This window comes from Nocardiopsis aegyptia (assembly GCF_013410755.1).
GTDB lineage: Bacteria > Actinomycetota > Actinomycetes > Streptosporangiales > Streptosporangiaceae > Nocardiopsis > Nocardiopsis aegyptia.
Window position 1 is genome coordinate 4,510,381 of the sequence record NZ_JACCFS010000001.1, and the last position, 18,858, is coordinate 4,529,238.

Annotated in this window: 19 protein-coding genes; 7 read left to right on the forward strand and 12 right to left on the reverse strand. The window is 72.7% G+C overall.

Annotated elements, in window-relative coordinates:
* Positions 1-23: 23 nt before the first annotated feature.
* On the forward strand, positions 24-947 hold the full coding sequence (locus HNR10_RS20185; RefSeq protein WP_179825890.1) for a TatD family hydrolase: 924 nt from the start codon (positions 24-26) through the stop codon (positions 945-947).
* Between the two features lie 66 nt (positions 948-1,013).
* Here the strand turns inward: HNR10_RS20185 and rsgA are convergent, their stop codons facing one another.
* The 4 genes from rsgA to HNR10_RS20205 all read right to left on the reverse strand — a co-directional run bounded on the left by rsgA (position 1,014) and on the right by HNR10_RS20205 (position 5,754).
* A complete protein-coding gene (rsgA, locus tag HNR10_RS20190) occupies positions 1,014-2,129 on the reverse strand; it encodes a ribosome small subunit-dependent GTPase A (RefSeq protein WP_179825895.1) in 1,116 nt (371 codons plus the stop codon).
* Positions 2,130-2,393: 264 nt separating this feature from the next.
* Positions 2,394-3,818: a sugar porter family MFS transporter gene (locus tag HNR10_RS20195; protein ID WP_179825898.1), complete on the reverse strand. Its 1,425-nt coding sequence runs from the start codon at positions 3,816-3,818 to the stop codon at positions 2,394-2,396.
* Between the two features lie 300 nt (positions 3,819-4,118).
* The gene (locus tag HNR10_RS20200) at positions 4,119-4,985 is read right to left on the reverse strand and encodes an MHYT domain-containing protein (RefSeq protein WP_179825900.1); all 867 of its coding nucleotides are present in this window, start codon (positions 4,983-4,985) and stop codon (positions 4,119-4,121) included.
* A 235-nt stretch (positions 4,986-5,220) separates the two neighbouring features.
* A complete protein-coding gene (locus HNR10_RS20205; RefSeq protein ID WP_179829842.1) occupies positions 5,221-5,754 on the reverse strand; it encodes a TetR/AcrR family transcriptional regulator in 534 nt (177 codons plus the stop codon).
* 359 nt (positions 5,755-6,113) lie between these two features.
* Here HNR10_RS20205 and HNR10_RS20210 point away from each other — a divergent pair, with 359 nt between their 5' ends.
* The 4 genes from HNR10_RS20210 (at position 6,114) to HNR10_RS20225 (ending at position 8,445) form a co-directional block, all read left to right on the forward strand.
* On the forward strand, positions 6,114-6,809 hold the full coding sequence (locus HNR10_RS20210; protein WP_179825902.1) for a carbonic anhydrase: 696 nt from the start codon (positions 6,114-6,116) through the stop codon (positions 6,807-6,809).
* Between the two features lie 301 nt (positions 6,810-7,110).
* Entirely contained in the window at positions 7,111-7,608 is a 498-nt protein-coding gene (locus HNR10_RS20215) for a hypothetical protein (RefSeq protein ID WP_179829843.1), read from the forward strand.
* Positions 7,609-7,703: 95 nt separating this feature from the next.
* The gene (locus tag HNR10_RS20220) at positions 7,704-8,075 is read left to right on the forward strand and encodes a hypothetical protein (protein ID WP_179825904.1); all 372 of its coding nucleotides are present in this window, start codon (positions 7,704-7,706) and stop codon (positions 8,073-8,075) included.
* A gap of 124 nt (positions 8,076-8,199) precedes the next feature.
* The gene (locus HNR10_RS20225) at positions 8,200-8,445 is read left to right on the forward strand and encodes a hypothetical protein (protein WP_179825905.1); all 246 of its coding nucleotides are present in this window, start codon (positions 8,200-8,202) and stop codon (positions 8,443-8,445) included.
* A 31-nt stretch (positions 8,446-8,476) separates the two neighbouring features.
* Here HNR10_RS20225 and HNR10_RS20230 read toward each other — a convergent pair whose 3' ends face one another.
* Genes HNR10_RS20230 through HNR10_RS20260 form a run of 7 tightly spaced genes read right to left on the reverse strand, consistent with a single transcriptional unit; the run spans position 8,477 to position 16,413 of the window.
* Positions 8,477-9,493 (reverse strand): sugar phosphate isomerase/epimerase family protein, encoded by a 1,017-nt coding sequence (locus HNR10_RS20230; RefSeq protein ID WP_179825906.1) that lies wholly within the window; start codon positions 9,491-9,493, stop codon positions 8,477-8,479.
* 26 nt (positions 9,494-9,519) lie between these two features.
* Complete coding sequence (locus HNR10_RS20235) at positions 9,520-10,392, reverse strand: sugar phosphate isomerase/epimerase family protein (protein ID WP_179825907.1); 873 nt, start codon at positions 10,390-10,392, stop codon at positions 9,520-9,522.
* Complete coding sequence (locus HNR10_RS20240; RefSeq protein WP_179825908.1) at positions 10,393-11,589, reverse strand: substrate-binding domain-containing protein; 1,197 nt, start codon at positions 11,587-11,589, stop codon at positions 10,393-10,395.
* A 6-nt stretch (positions 11,590-11,595) separates the two neighbouring features.
* Entirely contained in the window at positions 11,596-12,693 is a 1,098-nt protein-coding gene (locus HNR10_RS20245; RefSeq protein ID WP_179825909.1) for an ABC transporter permease, read from the reverse strand.
* The gene (locus HNR10_RS20250; RefSeq protein ID WP_179825910.1) at positions 12,690-13,760 is read right to left on the reverse strand and encodes an ABC transporter permease; all 1,071 of its coding nucleotides are present in this window, start codon (positions 13,758-13,760) and stop codon (positions 12,690-12,692) included. The genes HNR10_RS20245 and HNR10_RS20250 overlap by 4 nt, the downstream gene beginning before the upstream one ends.
* Positions 13,757-15,268, reverse strand: a complete 1,512-nt coding sequence (locus HNR10_RS20255) for a sugar ABC transporter ATP-binding protein (protein WP_179825911.1) — start codon at positions 15,266-15,268, stop codon at positions 13,757-13,759. Before HNR10_RS20255 ends, HNR10_RS20250 begins: the two co-directional genes overlap by 4 nt.
* Positions 15,265-16,413: a Gfo/Idh/MocA family protein gene (locus HNR10_RS20260; RefSeq protein ID WP_179829844.1), complete on the reverse strand. Its 1,149-nt coding sequence runs from the start codon at positions 16,411-16,413 to the stop codon at positions 15,265-15,267. Before HNR10_RS20260 ends, HNR10_RS20255 begins: the two co-directional genes overlap by 4 nt.
* A 114-nt stretch (positions 16,414-16,527) precedes the next feature.
* Here HNR10_RS20260 and HNR10_RS20265 point away from each other — a divergent pair, with 114 nt between their 5' ends.
* Both HNR10_RS20265 and HNR10_RS20270 read left to right on the forward strand, forming a co-directional pair.
* Positions 16,528-17,745: an ROK family transcriptional regulator gene (locus HNR10_RS20265; RefSeq protein ID WP_179825912.1), complete on the forward strand. Its 1,218-nt coding sequence runs from the start codon at positions 16,528-16,530 to the stop codon at positions 17,743-17,745.
* Between the two features lie 113 nt (positions 17,746-17,858).
* Positions 17,859-18,080: a hypothetical protein gene (locus tag HNR10_RS20270; RefSeq protein ID WP_179825914.1), complete on the forward strand. Its 222-nt coding sequence runs from the start codon at positions 17,859-17,861 to the stop codon at positions 18,078-18,080.
* Between the two features lie 236 nt (positions 18,081-18,316).
* On the opposite strand, the gene HNR10_RS20275 is transcribed toward HNR10_RS20270, so the two are convergent.
* Entirely contained in the window at positions 18,317-18,853 is a 537-nt protein-coding gene (locus HNR10_RS20275; protein ID WP_179825916.1) for a DUF6069 family protein, read from the reverse strand.
* Between the last annotated feature and the right edge of the window lie 5 nt (positions 18,854-18,858).

An 18,858-nucleotide genomic window follows, 5' to 3' on the forward strand; every position in this document is an offset into this window, starting at 1 on the left:
TCACGAGAAGCTGGGAGCCATCCGTGGGTAAACGCAGTGGGAGAGCGGTGCGGGAGCGCAACGCGCAGACGCCCCCGCCGGTCCCCGAGCCCCTGCGCGTGCCGGTGGCCGACAGCCACACGCACATGGACATGCAGACGCCCGAGGTCGAGGAGATCATCGCGGCCGCCCGCGGCGCCGGTGTGACCCCGCTCGTCCAGGTGGGCGTGGACCTGGCGTCCTCGCGCTGGGCCGCCGAGACCGCCGCGGCCCACCCGGGCGACGTCTGGGCGGCCGTGGCGCTGCACCCCAACGAGGCGCCGCGGATCGTGCACGGCGACGGTGCCGAGGGCGTCGAGGTCGACGGCACCGACTGGGCCGGCAAGGTGCGTGCCGCGGGCGGCGCGGCGGCCCTGGACGAGGCGCTGGAGGGCATCGACGAGCTCGCCGCGCTGCCACAGGTGGTGGCGGTCGGCGAGACCGGCATGGACACCTTCCGCACCGGGCCCGAGGGGGCGCGGGCGCAGGAGGAGTCCTTCCGCCGGCACATCGCCATCGCCAAGCGCCACGGCAAGGCCGTGATGATCCACGACCGCGAGGCGCACGACGACGTGTTCCGGATCCTCGCCGACGAGGGCGCGCCGGAGCGGGTAGTCTTCCACTGCTTCTCCGGGGACGCCGACATGGCCAAGGTGTGCGCCGAGCACGGCTACTTCATGAGCTTCGCGGGCAACGTCACCTTCGCCAGCGCCCAACCGCTGCGCGAGGCGGCCGCGGTCGCCCCGCCCGAGCTGCTGCTCGTGGAGACCGACGCCCCCTTCCTCACGCCCAAGCCCTACCGGGGCCGCCCCAACGCCCCCTACCTCGTGCCGTACACGCTGCGCGCGCTGGCCGAGGCCAAGGGCATGGACGAGGACGAGCTCGCCGGGGTGATCGCGGGCAACGCCCGCCGCGCCTTCGGGTTCTGAGCCCGGCCCCGGGGCCGCCGCGGCGGCCCCGGGAGAGCACGTCCGCCACTGAGGGCGCGCGTCCGGTCAGTGGTGGTGGCCGCGCTTGCGCCGCCCGGCGTCCCTGGCCGCCTTGTCCAGGGCCTTCCACTGCCGTGTGCGCTCCTCACGGACCCGGTGGTCGCCCCGGGACCTGTTCCACTCGGACTCGCGGCGCAGCCGGTTCCACCGGGCCAGCCGGCGGGCGTCCAGCTCGCCCTCGTCGATGGCGGCCTGGACCGCGCAGCCGGGCTCGGCATCGTGCACGCAGTCCCGGAACCGGCACCGCTCGGCGTGGGCGAGGACGTCGGAGAAGGTGCGGTCGACGCCCGACTCGTCGCCGGGAACGTCGATGCGGCGCACTCCGGGGATGTCCAGCACCAGGGCGCCGCCCGGCAGCGCCAGCAGTTGGCGGTGGGTGGTGGTGTGCCGTCCCCGCTTGTCGTGGCGGATCTCCCCGGTGTCCATCAGGGCGTGCCCGGAGACCGCGTTGACCAGGCTGGACTTGCCCGCGCCCGAGGTACCCAGCAGGACCCAGGTCGTGCCGGGCCGCAGTCGGGCGGCCAGGGCTTCCAGCCCCTGGCCGGTGTGGGCGCTCACGGTGTGCACGTCGGCGCCGGAGCTGACCGACTCGACCAGTTCGACGACCTCGGGCAGGCGGTCCCCGGCCAGTTCGGCCTTGGTGATGGCGACCACCGGGGTGGCGCCGCCGGCCCAGACCAGGCTGAGGAAGCGTTCCAGGCGTCCCACGTTGGGGCCCTGGTCGGCGGCCTCGCAGATGAGGACGTAGTCGACGTTGGCGGCCAGGACCTGGTCGTGGGAGTCCTTGGCCACGCCCTGGCGGACGAGCGTGCCGGCGCGTTCGAGGACGGCCTCGACGAGCCAGTCGTCGCCGGAGCGGCGGACGGCGACCCAGTCACCGCTGCACGGCGCGGCGGCGGGGTCGGTGTGCGCGGCCCTGCGGACCGCGGGGGCGAAGGCGGCGTCGCGGATGCCGGGCAGGCGGATCTCGGCGCCGCCCCTGCGCGCCGCGGAGACGCGGGCGGGCAGCAGGACGTGTTCGCTGGACAGCGCGACGGCGTCGAAGGCGGCTTCGACCCGTGGGGTCCAGCCGAGGGAGTCCAGTGGGTGGGAGGGGGTGGACGAAGTGCTGTGTGTCGTCACGACAGGCTCTCTGGGAGGCGAGCCGCGGGACCGCGTGAAAGGGGTCCGTCAGGGCTCGCGGACGATCGGGAAGACTGGGGCGGGGCCACTCGCAAAGTCCGTCATGGCACGTTCCTCTCCGTCGTCGTCGGCCGTCGTGCACGCGCACGGGGCGTCCGGGCGAGTCGATCCTAGGACCGGCCGCGTCCGGGGCGCCACAGGTTTTCCCGCGCGAGAGGCGGGCCACCGCACCGCGGTGGCCCGCCTCGTCGGGGGATCGGGGGGTCAGCCCATCTCCTCCAGGGTCCGGCCCTTGGTCTCGGGCACCCACTTGAGGATGAACGGGATCGAGAGCAGGGCGAAGGCCGCGTAGATCACGTACGAGCCGGACAGGTTCCAGTCGGACAGCGACGGGAAGCTGACGGTGATGAGCCAGTTGGCGATCCACTGCGCGGAGGCGGCGACACCCAGCGCGGCGGCGCGGATCCGGTTGGGGAAGATCTCGCCGAGCATCACCCACACGACCACGCCCCAGGACAGGGCGAAGAACATCACGAAGGCGTGCGCCGCGAACAGGGCGACGGCGCCCTGGAGGTCGGGCAGGGCGATCTCCCCGTCGATCTCGGCGGTGAACGAGAACGCCCAGGCGGCCAGTCCGAGCGAGGCGGCCATACCGGCCGAGCCGATCAGGGCGAGCGGCTTGCGGCCGATCCGGTCGACCAGCAGCATCGCGATGACGGTGCCGAGGATGTTGATGATCGAGGTGGTGAACGAGTAGAGGAAGGAGCTGCTCGGGTCGATGCCGACCGACTGCCACAGCGAGGAGCTGTAGTAGAAGATCACGTTGATGCCGACGAGCTGCTGGAAGACGGACAGGCCGATGCCGACCCAGACGATGGGCAGCAGGCCGGTGCGGCCGCCGATGAGGTCGCGCAGGACGGGCTTGTGCTCACCGCGCATCCGGGCGTCGATCCGGGCGACCTCGGCGTCCAGGTCGCCGCCGTCTCCCTCGACCGCGGCCAGCACCCGCTTGGCCTCCTCGGTCCGGCCGGTGGCGACCAGGTGGCGCGGCGACTCGGGGATCCGCAGCGCGAGCAGCCCGTAGACGACCGCGGGGACGATCTCGACGCCGAGCATGACCTGCCAGGACTCCAGTCCGAGCAGGGTGCCGCGCTGGTCGCCGTCGGCCAGGGTCAGCAGGCCCCAGTTGACGAGCTGGGAGACGGCGATGCCCAGCACGATCGCGGCCTGCTGGAAGGACGCGAGCCGGCCGCGGTAGGCGGCGGGGGCGACCTCGGCGATGTAGGCGGGGGCGATGACGGACGCCATACCGATGGCGATGCCGCCGAGAGCGCGCCAGACCGCCAGGTCCCATACGGTGAAGGGGAGCATGGAACCGACGGCGCTGATCGCGAACAGCACCGCGGCCAGCTGCATGACGCGGGGGCGGCCGAGGCGGTCGGCCAGGCGGCCGGCGATCACGGCACCGGCGGCGGCACCGAGCAGGGGGACGGCGATGACCGCGCCGAGGGCCGCCGATCCGACGCCGAACCGGCCCCGGATCCCCTCGACCGCTCCGTTGATGACCGCGCTGTCGTAACCGAAGAGGAATCCGCCCAGCGCGGCCGCCGCGGCGATGAAGACGACGTAGCGCAGGTTCGGTGGGCGGACCGCGGGCGGGTGCGGTCCAGCGGGTGCGGTGGTGCTCACGGGATCTCCAGAAGGTGCTCGGTGACGGCGACCGGGGGTACGGGAGCGCGGATCGGGCTCGGCTCGTTGGGTTCACCAACGAGAGGCAAAGTCCGCTCCATGACGTCGTTGTCTTCAAGAACCATAAACAAGAGAGTGACCCAGGCCGCAACTCGGGCTTAACTTCGAGTTTTGAGTTCAAGTTCTGAAGTCAAGATGCGTGTGCTGGGTCTCCTGCATGCAGGGCGGTCCGGGGTTCCGGGCAGCATGATGTGACATGCGCCACGTTGTTGCCCCCGAGTTTCGACCGTGATCCCGTCGTTACCGGCGGGGGCGCCGCCAGACGTCGTCGGTCGGCGCCGGGGGCGCGGGCCGCACGCCGTGCCGCGGCGTGTAGTCCTGGGCCGCCGTCGGCGCGCTCGCGCGCGGCCGCGGGGCGTCCGCGCCGGAGCGGGAGTAGTCCACCCGTTCCTCGTCCTCGCCGAGCATCAGGAAGAGGCTGCACACGAGCAGCAGGACGAACAGGCCGACGATCACCGGCAGGAGCAGGTCCGACGCGGTGGAGCCCTCCGGCGGGCCGGCGCGGTCCGCCTCCGGGTGCAGGACGTGGACGCCCATCATCGCGGTGTAGTGCACGCTCGTCACGGCGACCGCCATCACGAGGGCGCCGGCGACGATCGCGGGCGCGCCGCGCAGCCGGGCGGAGAACCACATCGCGACCGTGGACGCGACCAGGGCGATGGCGCAGGCGGCGGTGACGTAGAACGGATCATGGTGCATCGCGCCGTGCATGTTCATCGAGGCCATGCCCGTGTAGTGCATGGAGACCACCCCGGCGGCCGCGAGGACGCCCGAGGCGAGCAGCCAGGGCAGGGTGCGCCTGCGGATGGTCATCGTCAGCGCCGCGCCCATGACCACGACGGCGGTCACCCCGCTGACCAGGGTGAGGAAAGCGTCGTAGCGGATCGAGACGCCCGGGACCCGGAAACCCATCATCGCGATGAAGTGCATCGACCACACGGCCATGCCGCCGAGGGAGAGCGCGGCCAGGACCAGCCACTGCCACAGGGCGGCACCGCGGGCCCGCCGCGCGCGGGCGGCGAAGGCCAGGCCGAGGAGTGATCCGCACACCGAGACGGCGAAGGCGATGGCAGGGGTCAGCCAGTCCTGGGACAGGTGGTCGGTCACGAGCGCCGCTTTCCATGAACCGTTGGGGGAGACGGTGTAGGGAGTCTAGGAACGCCCGGTGGTCCTTGGCCAGGCCTGTGCAGGCGTGCGCGGTGGCCTGATGTGGCCACTGTGCCGCGCGAGGGGGCGGGCTACCGCCCTCAACGGACGCGCTACGCGCGCAGGCCCGCCCGTCGCCCACCAGCGCCCGCGGGGCGCTGCGCGAGGGGGCGGGCTACCGCCCTCAACGGACGCGCTACGCGCGCAGACCTTCGAAGGCCATGCGGGAGAGGGACTCGGCGAGTTCGTCGGCGTCCAGGCCCCGGTCCGGGCGGTACCACTCCACGATCGAGTTCACCATGCCGAACAGCAGGCGCGCGGCGATCGCCGGGTCCACGTCGTCCCGGATCTCCCCCGCGGCGATGCCCTCGCGCACGAGCCCGGCGACGAGGTGGTCGAACTCGCGGCGGCGGGCCAGGGCGTGCTGCTCGACCTCCGTGTTGCCGCGCACGCGCAGCAGCAGGGTGACGTGCGGCAGTTCCTCGACCAGGACACGGACGCTGCCCCGCAGGACGTTCTCCAGGCGGTCGATGGCCGGGCCGCTGGTGGAGGCGTCCTCGCGGGTGACCGCGAACAGGGCGTCCAGCGCCAGGTCCAGGGAGCGCCGCAGCAGTTCGGTCTTGCCGGTGACGTGGTGGTAGATCGCGGACTTGGTCACGCCCAGGGCGCGGGCCAGATCCTCCATGCTCGTGCCGTCGTACCCGCGTTCGTTGAACACGCGGGCGGCCACGCGCAGCACGGAGTCGGCGTCGTGGCCGGGGCGTCCGGAGCGGCGCCGACCCGGCTCTCGGCGGGAGGGCGGCGGTTCGAGTGAGGAAGATCGAGGCACGGTAGGTGAATCTACCTCCTGGTCGTCCCTGGTGAACGGGGTGCGGGCACGGTGTCGCGGGGATCACGCGGCGCTCGTTGAACGAACGATCGGTCAGTAATACAGCATAGGCGGCCGTGGGTGTGCCGCGGGCCACGACAGATCCTCCGTTAGGAAGTCGTCAAGGGCTCCGTCGCCGACTGGTCGCGGGGAGTAGCTTTTCTTCGTTTTATGGGACTGGGACATGTTCTGCCCCATTGATGTAGATATGAGTTGACTCCATGGCCATCACACGCCGAAACGCCTTACGAGCCTCCCTGGTCGGCGGGGTCGGAGCAGCCGCGGCCGCCGCGGTGCCCGCGTCCGCCTGGGCCGATCCGACAGGCACACCGCACGCCGAGGACCCCGCCACCGCGCTGCGCCTGCTCAAGCGGGGCAACGAGCGCTGGCGCGAGTACTGCTCCCGCCACCCCCACGAGGGGCGGGGCCGCCGGGCGCAGCTCGTCGAGGGTCAGAACCCGTTCGCCTGCGTCCTCGGCTGCGCCGACTCGCGGGTGCCGCCGGAGCTGGTGTTCGACCAGGGGCTCGGCGACCTGTTCACCATCCGCTCCGCCGGGCAGGTCCTGGACGGGTCGGTGCTGGGCAGCCTGAGCTACGCCGCGCACATCGACGTGCCCCTCATCGTCGTCATGGGCCACCAGTCGTGCGGCGCGGTCACCGCCGCCGTCGAGGCGCACGAGACCGGCGCCCTGCCCGAGGGCCACATCGGCTTCCTCGTCGAGCAGATCCTGGAGGTCGTCGAGTCCACGCCCGACGACGGCGAGGACTTCATCGACGACTGCGTGCGGGCCAACGCCGTCCACATCGCCGAACAGCTGCGCCAGGACGCCGACCTGCGCGAGAAGGTCGACGCCGGACGCCTGGAGATCGTCCCGGCGCGCTACGACCTGGAGACGTCGGAGGTCGTCTGGCTGTGATCCCGGCCCTCCGGGGCGGCGCGAAGGCACGCGCTCAGAGCAGGACACCAGTGGTCGCTCGGTACACACCGGGCGGCCACTGTCATGTACCGCCCAAAGACGAATAAAGGTCCCGTGTCGCTTCTTTCGTGATAGTGACGGTTTGCCACTTTTCTGGACGAAAGTCAGGGAATTCGGAGAACGCCTGCGGCGCGCGTCGACGCGTCCTATCGTCATGGAATCCGTAGGGGCCGCCGAGGGCCTCCACCGCTTCCCGGGGGCCGACGCGTGTCGGCCCCGGCTCTCCCCGAAGGGGCTCGCTGTGCTCTCCATCGACCAGCAGTTGCGGGAGATGCTCTCGACACCCGGAGTCCGCAGCGTCGCGCTGGTCGACTGGCGCGAGGGCGCCACGGTCTCCCGCGTCGGCGCCGAGGACCGGCCGACGGAGGCGGTGGCGATCGTCCGGGCCTTCGGGGCCAACGCCCTCTACACCGCCGAGGCGGTGGAGGACGTGGTCGTCACCGACACCGACCACCACGTGCTGATCGCCGTCCTCAAGGGCTCCGACCTGTGCGTCCAGGTGCGGATGGAACGGGACCGCGGCCACCTCGGCTTCGCGCTGCGCAGACTGCGCGGCCTGGCGGGCTCGGCGCGCCTGCCCCCGCCCCGCCGGGGCCCGGGCCGGCCGCCCCGGCGTGAGCGCGGCGTGCCCGCCCCCCGAGCCGCGTCCACCGTGGACCGCGCGGTGCTCGAACGCGTACTGACCGGGCTCCGCTCGCTGTCGGTCGACCGCCCGTGGAAGGGGTCCGTGATCGCGTGAGCGGGAGTCGATCCGAACCGGGGCGCGCCCGCCTCCGCCGTTGGGTGGCCCAACGGCCGTTTCTGCGCCACATGACCACAAGGAGAGAGAACGGCATGCCGAACATCGACGCAGGGCTGAAGAACATGATGGCGATCGAGGGAGCCCTCGGCGCCGCCGTCGTGGACTACAACAGCGGAATGTCCCTGGGATCGCTCAACTCGACCAGCGGGCTGGACCTCGACGTCGCCGCCGCGGGCAACACCGAGGTGGTCCGGGCCAAGATGAGGACGATGGACCAGCTCGGGCTCAAGCAGGGGCTCGAGGACATCCTCATCTCGCTGTCCGGCCAGTACCACCTCATCCGGCCGCTCACGAACCGCAAGGGCCAGGGCCTGTTCCTCTACCTCGCGCTGGACCGGGCGCGGGCCAACCTGGCCCTGGCCAGGCACCGCCTCAAGGGGATCGAGGAGGAGCTGGAGGTCTGAGGCGCCCCGGCCGGGTGCGGGCGGACGGCGCCGCCGTCCACACCCGGCCGGACCGCTCTTCCGCGGCCGCGGGCGATGCGGGAGAATGGCGCTCCAGCCCCCCGACACCGCAGGGAGAACCGGGATGTTCCGGATCGCGATCAGCCGCCTGTCCGACGACGGCTGGAGTGTCACGCCGGAGCGAAGAGCGACCGCGCTGTCCGTCGACGAGGCGATCGCCTCCATCCGGGAGCACCTGCCCGCCGCCGACACCAGTGCCGTGCGCAGCGACACCGTCCAGCGGTCCGTCAACCGGGTCAACGACTTCCGCACGGACGTGGCCACCGCCGACGGCGGCCACTACCGGGTGGTCATCGCCCCCATGATGTGACGCGGTGCCGCGGGCGCGGCGCGGCCCGCCGCTACGCGCCCTCCTCCCGGCCGCCGAAGGCGGCGTCGAAGCTCGCCTCCGGCGGGTCGTAGGCGTGGGCGCGCACGAAGTCCACGGCCTCGGCGGCACCCACCAGCCGGTCCATCCCGGCGTCCTCCCACTCCACCGACACCGGGCCCTCGTAGCCGATCGCGTTCAGCGTGCGGAAGCAGTCCTCCCACGGCACGTCCCCGTGCCCGGTCGATACGAAGTCCCAGCCCCGCCGCGGGTCGCCCCACGGCAGGTGCGAACCCAGCCGCCCGTTGCGCCCGTTGCCCGTCCGCCTGCGGGTGTCCTTGCAGTCCACGTGGTAGATCCGGTCCCGGAAGTCCCACAGGAAGCCCGCCGGGTCGATGTCCTGCCACACCATGTGGCTGGGGTCCCAGTTCAGCCCGAAGGCCGGACGGCGCCCCACCGCCTCCAGGGCCCGCTCGGTGGACCAGTAGTCGTAGGCGATCTCCGAGGGGTGGACCTCGTGGGCGAAGCGCACGCCCACCTCGTCGAACACGTCCAGGATCGGGTTCCAGCGGTCGGCGAAGTCCTGGTAGCCCGCCTCGATCACGTCCTCGCCCACCGGCGGGAACATCGCGACGTACTTCCAGATCGCGCTGCCGGTGAAGCCCACCACCGTGGACACGCCCATCCGGGCCGCCGCCCGGGCGGTCGTGCGCATCTCCTCGGCCGCCCGTCGGCGCACGCCCTCGGGGTCGCCGTCGCCCCACACCCGGTCGGGCAGGATGTCGCGGTGGCGCTGGTCGATGGGGTCGTCGCACACGGCCTGGCCGAGCAGGTGGTTGGAGATCGCCCACACCCGGAGCCCGTGGCGCTCCAGGATCTCCAGCCTCTCCCGCACGTACGCGTCGTCCACGGCGGCGCGGGTGACGTCCAGGTGGTCGCCCCAACAGGCGATCTCCAGGCCGTCGTACCCCCAGGAGGAGGCCAGGGAGCACAGCTCCTCGAACGGCAGGTCGGCCCACTGGCCGGTGAACAGGGTGACGGGTCGCGGCATTCTCATTACCTCCGTGGGGGAGCGGGTCAGGGACGGGTCGGCACGGCCGGGTCCGGCAGGGAGCGCAGGAACGCCAGGCCGTCCACGGCGAGGGCGTCCTGGGTCTCCGCCAGGGGCCGCCACACGGAGGCGGCCGTGGCGATGCTCGCGTTGTCGGCGGTGAACGACTCGATGACCAGGGGGCCCGTGTACCCGGCCCGGTCCAGCGCGGCCGTGATCCCGGGCCAGTCCAGGTGGTCGGCGCCGGGTGCGCCCCGGTCGTTGGCGCACACCTGGACGTGGTGCAGGCGCGGGGCGGCCCGGTCGACGGCGGCGGCCACGTCCCGCTCCTCGATGTTGAGGTGGTACACGTCCAGGGCCAGCCCGCAGTGCCGCGCGGGCAGGTCGGCCAGGGCTGTCATGGCCTGGTCGACCGTGTTGAGGACGCTGGTCTCGTACCGGTTGAGGGGTTCGACGGCCACGCGCACGCCCGCCGCCGCGGCGTGGTCGACCACGGGCGCCAGCGCGTCGGTCAGCTCGGCGTAGACCCCGGCCCGTTCGGACTCGGACATCCGCCAGGTCCGGCCGACCGAGGCGTAGGCGGGGCCTGCGATGACGGGCGAGCCGACCCCGGCCGCCGCGTCCACCACCCGGCGCAGGTAGTCCTGGGTGTTCGCGCGGGTCCCGGGCCCGGTCGCCACCAGCTCACGGCCGGGCCCCATCACCAGCACGACGGAGGCCGTCAGGCCCAACCCGTCCAGCAGGTCGCGGGCGCGCCGGGGGTCCCAGTCGCCGGCGTTCTCCACCGGCAGTTCGATCGCGTCGAACCCCCACTCCGCCACACGGGGCGCGATGCGCTCCAGCGCCACGTCGGTCAGCGGTGACGTCCACACCCAGGTGTTGACCCCCAGCGCGCGCATCTAGCGGTCCGTCCAGGCCTCGGGGAAGCCCGGCAGGTCCTCGCCGCCGAACTTCGCGTAGTGCAGGGACGGCATGTCCGCGTTGCGCTCCAGGTAGTCCTGGAGCTCCTCCTCGCGGATCGGCTCCTGCGGCAGGACCCACTCCGAGGGGACCTCCTCGCCCGCCAGGATCATGCTCGCGGCCAGGACCGGCGTCCGCCACTGGAAGTTGGAGTAGACGGGGGCGATCGCCGTGATGTCCTCCTCGTCCCACTTGCGCATGAAGCTCAGCTCGTCCTCGCCGGCGATGACCGGGTACGGCTGTCCGGCATCCTCGAAGGCCTCCAGTCCCGCGACCGCGCCGTCGCCCGCGTCCATCCAGATGCCGTCGACCGACCCGCGCTGCAGGTGCTGGGACACCAGGTCCTTGATCTGGGCGCCGTCGCCCCCGGTGAACTCGAAGCCGAGGACCTCCAGCTCACTGTCGTCGAAGATGGTCTGGGCCGCCGCCCAGCGGTGTTCGAGCACGTCGACCCCGGGGAGGATGCGCAGGGCCAGGACGGTCGAGCCCGGCTCCAGCTCGTCCACCAGGAACTCCGCGGCGTCGGCGCCGTAGGCGTAGCCGCCGATGGGGTGGATGAAGGTGACCATGCAGTCGGTGTTGACCCCGCGGTCGAAGACGATGACCGGGACCCCGCTCTCACACGCGGTCTCCACGGCGGGGGTGAGGGTGGCCGTGGTGGACGGCGAGATGATGATGGCGTCGCAGTCGCCGGCGTCCACGAACGCCTGGATGTCGGAGATCTGCTGGTTGTCGTCGTCGGCGGCGTCGGAGACCCGGAACTCGCCGATGCGGCCCTCGTCCTGGAGCGCCTCCACCTGCTGCTCCATGGTGATGAAGCCGGTGACGCGCCACGGGTTGGACACCGAGGCGTTGGAGAAGCACACGGTGGCGTCGCCCGGATCGTCGATGGCGAACTCGCTCGTGTCGGTCCACTCGGGCTCGATCGCCTGCAGCCAGGGCTGCTCGGGGTCGCCCTCGGGCGTGATGTCGCGCTGGGCGAGCTGGGTGTCGAACTCCTCCTGGTCGAACCACTCCTCGTCCGGGGTGAGGCCGGCGCCCTCGGCCGCGTCGTCGTCGGGGGTGTCGGTCGTACACGCACTGAGGACCAGGGCCAGGCCGGCGGCGCCGGCCAGGAGCGCAGGGGGAACGCGCATGGTGTGTTACCTCCTCGAAGAGCCGAGCGTGTGCTCGGTCGGGTGGTCCGGTCGCCGCCGTGGGCGCCCGGGCAGTCGGAGCTCGCCGCGGCGCGAGGCGTAGGCCACCGCGGCGATGATGATGAGTCCCTGCGCCGCCGGCTGGATCGTCGAGGGCAGGTAGAGCTGGTTGAAGAGGGTGAAGAGCGCCTCCACGGTGAGGGCTCCGAGAGCGGCGGCGAGCACGGTGCCGCGTCCGCCGCCCAGGACCACGCCGCCCAGGACCACCGCGGTGATGGCGGTGAACTCCAGGCCCTGGCCGACCTGGGCGGTCACGCCGGCGTAGCCGCCGATGAGCACCGCCGCGAGCGTGGCCAGCAGGGACGACGCCACGAAGGCCAGCGTGCGCACCGACCACACGCGCACGCCGGAGAAGGCGGCGGCGGTGTCGTTGTCACCGGTGGCCATCAGCGTGCGCCCGTACGGGGAGCGCATCAGCAGCACACCGGCCACCACGACGGCGACCGCGATCAGCAGCGCCCACGGGATCTGGTACAGGACGGGGACGTTCTCGATCCCGTTGCGGCCCGGCACGCGGAAGGCCTCCGAGAGCGCTCCCGTGGGCGCGCCGCCGGTCCAGAAGCGCACGGCGCCGAAGAGGACGAGCATCGTGCCGAGCGTGGTGATGATCGACGGCACCCTCAGCAGCGTGGTGACCAGTCCGTTCACCAGGCCCACGACCAGTCCGAAGCCCGCCATGAGTGCCAGCACGGGCCAGGTCATCGCCTCGTCGCCGTCGATGAGACGTGCCGCGATCACCACCTGGGCGCCCACCAGCGAGCCGACCGACAGGTCGAACTCACCGGAGACGATCACCAGGTACTGGCCGACCGCGAGGATCACCAGCGGGGCGGCCTTCTTGCCGAAGCCCATCAGCGGCGGACCCTCGAAGAACGACGGGTTCTGGGTGGCGATGACGACGAAGATCAGCAGCAGGATCAGCGCGACCGTCGCCGTACCGCCCCTGGGCAGCGAGGACAGCGCGCCCAGGCGCGGGCGGCGCCGCGCGTCCGCCTCGGGGGCGGGCGGCGGGGCGGACGGCGTCGGGGAGGCGGGGGCGGTCATCGGCGGCCTCCCAGGGGAGCGGTCTTCGGTGCGGAGGGCGGGGAGGGCGGCGGCGCCGGCGGACCCGTGGACGGGAACCGCACGCGTGCGGCCGTGCGGGAGTGCTGCCCGCGGGCGTAGACGGCCACCGCGGCGATCAGGACCGCGCCGCGCAGGACGTCCTTGACGAACGGGTCGACCGCGAGCACGTTGAACACGGTGTCGAGGGTGGCCAGCACGAACACGCCCGCGATCGTTCCGGCCACGCCGCCGCGCCCGCCGAGCAGGTAGGTGCCGCCCAGCACGACCGCGGCGATCGCCTCCAGCTCGTAGCCGTTGGCGTACACCTGCGGGTTGCCGGTGCCGAACCGTGCCGCCAGCAGCAGCCCGGCCACCCCCGCGGTGATCGAGCACAGGACGTGCGCGGTGACCACGGGCACCCCGGCCCGCACGCCCGACAGGCGGGCGACCTCGGCGTCGCCGCCCACGGCGTACATGTGGTAGCCCATGCGGGTGCGGTGCAGGAACACGACGGCCGCCACCGCCAGGCCGAGCATGACCAGGGTGGAGACCGGCAGCGGACCGATCCGCGTGTAGCCGAAGGTCTGGAACGCGGCGGGCACCGATCCGGCCGGCCCCTGGAAGGTCGTGTCCAGGTAGCCCTGGACGACCAGGGCCGTGCCCAGGGTCGCGATGAAGGGGTTGACCCGCAGCCCGGTGACGATGAGCCCGTTGGCCAGGCCGATCAGCGCCGCCACGCCCAGCGCGGCGGCCGCGCCGAGGACGATCCGCGACGGGTCGCCGTCCATCGTGGTGGCGGCGACCAGCGCGGACAGCGCGGCGACGTGGCCCACCGACAGGTCGAGCGAGCGGCAGAGGATGACCAGTGTCTGACCGATGGCCAGGAAGCCGAGCAGGCTGCTGCGGGTGAACAGGTCGACGGTGTTGGCGGTGGTGAACAGGGTCGCGCCGCGGGCGGCCAGGAAGGCGGAACTGACCGCCAGCAGGACGACGAGGGCGGCGTAGACCAGGCCGGTGGTGCCGAGCCGCGAACCGAGGCTCCGCACGGTGGTCCGCAGGGGTGTCACGACGCCGCCTCCTCGCGCGGGGCGGAACCGGTGGCCAGTGCCATGACGGCCTCCTCGTCGGCGTCGCCGGGCAGCTCGCCGGCGATTCGGCCGTCGTCGAGCACGACCAGGCGGTCGGCCATCCCGATGAGTTCGGGCAGTTCGGACGTGATCAGCACGATGGCCACACCGTCGGCGGCCAGTTCACGCATGAGCCGGTAGACGGCCTGCTTGGCACCGACGTCGATGCCGCGGGTGGGCTCGTCCATCACCATGACGCCGGGTTCGGCGGCCAGCCACTTGGCCAGCACCACCTTCTGCTGGTTGCCGCCGGACAGGTACTGGACCTCCTGGCCGTGGCCGCCCCGGGCGACCAGTTCCAGGGACGAGAGCACGCCGGGCAGCCGGCGGGCGCGCGGACCGGAGCCGAAGGGGAACACCGCGTCCAGGACCAGGCGGCCGTTGGCCAGCACCGACTGGTGCAGTGCCAGGCCCTGCGACTTGCGGTCCTCGGTGACCAGCACCAGGCCCGCGCGTACGGCCTGGCGCGGGGAGCGCGGGTTCACGACCCGCCCGTCCACGCGCACCTCGCCGCGGGTGAACCGCGCGATCCCGAACAGGGCGTGCGCGACCTCGGTACGGCCGCTGCCCTGGAGCCCGCCCAGGCCGAGGATCTCGCCGCCGCGGACCTCGAACCCGATGCCGTCGACCTGGGAGTTGCCGCCCCCGGCCACCGACAGCCGCACGCGTCCGACGTGCTCGCCGCGCGGTTCGAGGGGCTCGGGGAAGACCGCCGAGACGGGGCGGCCGACCATTTGGCGCACGAGTTCGGCGGGTCCGAGCTCCTGGGCCGGCCAGGTGCCGACCAGGTCGCCGTCCTTGAGGACGGTGATGGTCGCGGCGAGGTCGAAGATCTCCTTGAGCCGGTGCGAGACGTAGAGGACGGCCACGCCCCGCTCGCGCAGCCGGCCGATGATCCGGTAGAGCACCTCCACCTCGTGGTCGGCCAGCGCGGCGGTCGGCTCGTCCATGGAGATGACGCGGGCGTCCTGCGAGAGCGCTTTGACGATCTCCACGATCTGCTGCTCGGCCACCGACAGCGACCGGACCTTCTGCCAGGGGGCGATGCCCTCCAGACCGAGGTCGGCCAGGAGCGCGGCGGTGGCGCGCTCCATCGCGCGGCCGTCGACGAGGCCGCGGCGCAGGGGCTCGCGGCCCAGGAAGACGTTCTCGGCGACGGTGCGCTCGGGCAGGAGGTTGAACTCCTGGAAGACCGTGGCGACCCCCGCCCGCTGCGCGCGCACCGGGTGTTCGAAGGCGACCTGTTCGCCGTCGAGCTCGATGGTGCCCCCGTCGGGACGGTGCACTCCGGCCAGCACCTTCATCAGGGTCGACTTGCCGGCCCCGTTCTCGCCGACCAGCGCGTGCACCTCACCGGCCCGCAGGTCCAGGTCGACGCCGTGCAGCACGCGCACGCCGAGGAAGGACTTGGTGATCGCGCGCATCCTCAGCAGGGGTTCGCCGGTCATCCCTCCTCCACCTCCGGGACGTCGACCCAGCGGCGCTCGCGGGCCGACTCCAGCACGGCCTCGGCCAGGACCGCGGCGCGCAGGCCGTCGGTGAAGCGGGGCAGGCCCTCGGGCGCGTGCCCGGCGATGGCCGCGGCGGTGTCGGCGACCAGGGCGTTGAAGCAGTCCTGGTAGCCCTGGGGGTGGCCGACGGGGACCGTGACCAGCCGGGCGGCGTCGGCGCTGAGGGCGGGGTCGTCGCGCGAGATGAGGGCGGTGCGTCCGCGGGAGCCGGACCACAGGGTCTCGGGGCGCTCCTGGTCGAAGACGAGCGAGCCCTCGCTCCCCGCCACCTCCAGGAACAGCTGGTTCTTGCGGCCGGCGGAGACCTGGCTGATCACGGCGCTGCCGATCGCGCCGCCGCGGGTGGAGAACTGGAAGGTGACCAGGTCCTCGGTGGTGACCGGACGGGACGCGGCGCCCCGGGTGTCGTTGACGCGGGAGGTCTGGGCGCTCACCGAGGTGATGCGGTCGCCGGTGACGAACTCCAGCATGTCGCACCAGTGCGAGCCGATGTCGCCGAACGCCCGGGTGGGTCCGCCCAGCTCGGGGTCCACCCGCCAGTTGTCGTCCTCGGGGGAGAGCAGCCAGTCCTGGAGGTAGCCGCCGTGCGCCAGGCCGACGCGGCCGATGGCGCCCGCCGCGACGCGCGCCCGGGCCTCGCGGGCCATCGGGTGGAAGCGGTAGACGAAGGGCACGACCGCGACGCGCTCGGCCTCCTCGGCGGCCGTGACCAGCCCGCGGGCCGTGGCGGCGTCCGTGGCCAGGGGCTTCTCGCACACGACGTGCTTGCCCGCCGCCAGCGCGGCCAGGCTCAGCGGGGCGTGCAGGTGGTTGGGCGTGCACACGTGGACGACGTCCACGTCGGGGTCGTGGACGAGATCGAGGGCGTGGCCGACGGCGCGGTCCAGGCCGTGGACGGTGCGGAAGCGCTCGGCCTTGTCCTGGGAGGAGCCCGCCACGCCCACGACCCGGCCGCCGTTGGCGCGGACGGCGTGGGTGTGGACGCGTCCCATGAAGCCGGTACCGATCACCGCCGCGCGGTAGGTCGTGGGGGCGAGGGGGCCGGGATCGTCCGCTTCTCCCAGGCTTGTGACCTTTCTCACTGACATGACGGCACCGTACGCCGGACTTATGTCGATAGTCAAGCAGAAGTTGTCGGGCCAGAACACTTTAGGCTCGCTCGAACGACGCCAGGCAACCTGTGCTTGACTGGATTCATGACGGAAGAGGTGCTGACGGGCTCAGGGGGCAGGGGTTTGACCGAGTTGCGCGTGACGGCCGCGGGGGCGGGCACACTGCTGCGGATACTGCGCGACGGCAGACCGCGCACCCGGTCGGAACTGGCGTCCGTGACCGGCCTGGCGCGCTCCACGGTCACCCAGCGCGTGGACGCCCTGCTGGCCAGCGGCCTCATCGGCCCCGCGGGCGAGGCGGCCTCGACCGGCGGGCGACCGCCCACGACCTTCTCGTTCCGCCCCGACGCCCGCGTGGTCGTGGCCGCCGACCTCGGCGCCACCCACGCGCGTCTGGCGCTCACCGACATGACGGGGACGGTGCTCGCCGAGGAGCGCGCCGACCTCGACATCGCGCTGGGGCCCGAGCCGGTCCTGGACTGGGTGGTCGACCGCGGGCGGGCGCTGCTCGACGGCGCCGGCCGCGAGGTGCCGGACCTGCTGGGGGTGGGCATCGGCCTGCCCGGGCCGGTCGAGTACTCCACCGGCCGCGCGGTGAACCCGCCGATCATGCCCGGGTGGGACAACTTCGACGTGCCCGGCTACGTGGGCGCGCGCCTGCCCGTCCCCGTCCTGGTCGACAACGACGTCAACATCATGGCCGTCGGCGAGCACCACGTCGCCTGGCCGACCGCCAGCCACCTGATGTTCGTCAAGGTCGCGACCGGCATCGGCTGCGGCATCGTGAGCGAGGGCCGGGTCTACCGGGGCGCCCAGGGCGCGGCCGGGGACATGGGGCACATCCACGTGCCCAGCGGGGCGGGCCGCCAGTGCCGCTGCGGCAATACCGGGTGCCTGGAGGCCGTGGCCAGCGGAGCCGCCCTCGCGGAGGCGCTGACCGCCGAGGGCGTCCCGGCCCGGGGCGCCCGCGACGTCGTGGAGCTCTCGCGGAACGGATCGGTCCCGGCGCTGCGCGCCCTGCGCCAGGCCGGGCGCGACGTCGGGGAGGTGCTGGCCGCCTCGGTCAACATGTTCAACCCGTCGGTCATCGTCATCGGCGGAGCGCTCGCCCTGGCCGGCGACCACCTGCTCGCCGGGGTCCGGGAGATCATCTACCAGCGCTCGCTGCCCCTGGCCACCGAGCATCTGAGCATCGTGTCCTCCACCGCGGGGGAGAGCGCGGGCGTGATCGGCGCGGCCGTGACGGTCATCGAGCACTGCCTGAGCCCCGAGCACGCCGACACACTGGTCACCCGGGCCTGAGGGGGCGCGTTCCGGCGGTCACCACCGCCGCCCCCGACGCGGCCGCGGCCGGGCGGCGCGGGTGCGCGCACGCTGGCGGGGAAGGGGAACGTATGAGGGAAGGAGTGGAGCGTATGAGTACGGAGATCATCCTGCACATGCGGTCGGGGCGCAGGCACGTGTTCCATCCCGGTGACCTGGGCGGATCGGAGGACCGGACCGGCGCCCAGGCCCTGGACACGGTCAAGCGGTCCCTGCACGACGAGTTCGGCCTGCTCGACTTCCGGGACACCGAGGGCCACCACTGGATCGTCCGGTCGGCGATGGTCGAGGGCGTGCTGGTCAACGACGGCTAGTGCACCGCAGCGGACCCCGTGCGCCCAACGATCCGCGAGCCCCGCGATCCTCGCTCCGCGCCCCGTGACCCGCGCGCACGCGGGGGCGCCACGTTCCGCCTGGTGAGGGGCCACGCGGCCCCCCACGCGGCCCCCACGCGGCCCCCACGCGACTCCCGCGCACGCGAGGGGGGCGGGACCCCGACGGGCCCCGCCCCCTCTGTGCGTTCTTCCTTCACTCCGCGCGAGCGGGTGTGTCACAGGCCCCGGGGCTCCCCCCGGTACTCGGCCTGCTTCACGTCCGGCAAAATCCCTTCGTGGTGCAGGGCCGGACGCTCCCGCGGCTCGCCGCGGCGCGGACTCCGGACGACCGCCGTCTTCGCCACACTGCTGAGCAGCGTCGCGATCGCGATCCCGGCGACCAGGTTGATGACGGCCGTGGCGATCTGACTCGGCAGTTCGGCCCCCTGGGTGAAGGGGGTGACCGCGGCGACCGCCGTGACCAGCCCGATGATCCACCCGAAGAAGGCGCGTGCGCGTGGTGCCGCCACCAGCAGCAGGTGCAGCAGACCCGTGGCCAGGAGCGCCGCGACCGCTGCCATCAGCGCGTACACGACAGTCCCGGCATCGCCCAGATAACCGGCCTCCTCAGGTGCGAGCACTGGTATGTCCATGACCCCACGGATCACGAGAGTGCCCACCAAGATCACCAGTGCGGCCACCACCGCGGTGGCGAGGCCTCCCGACCACAGCCGAACCGCGTTGACGGAACGCTCACTTCCGAACTCGCTCATGCCGA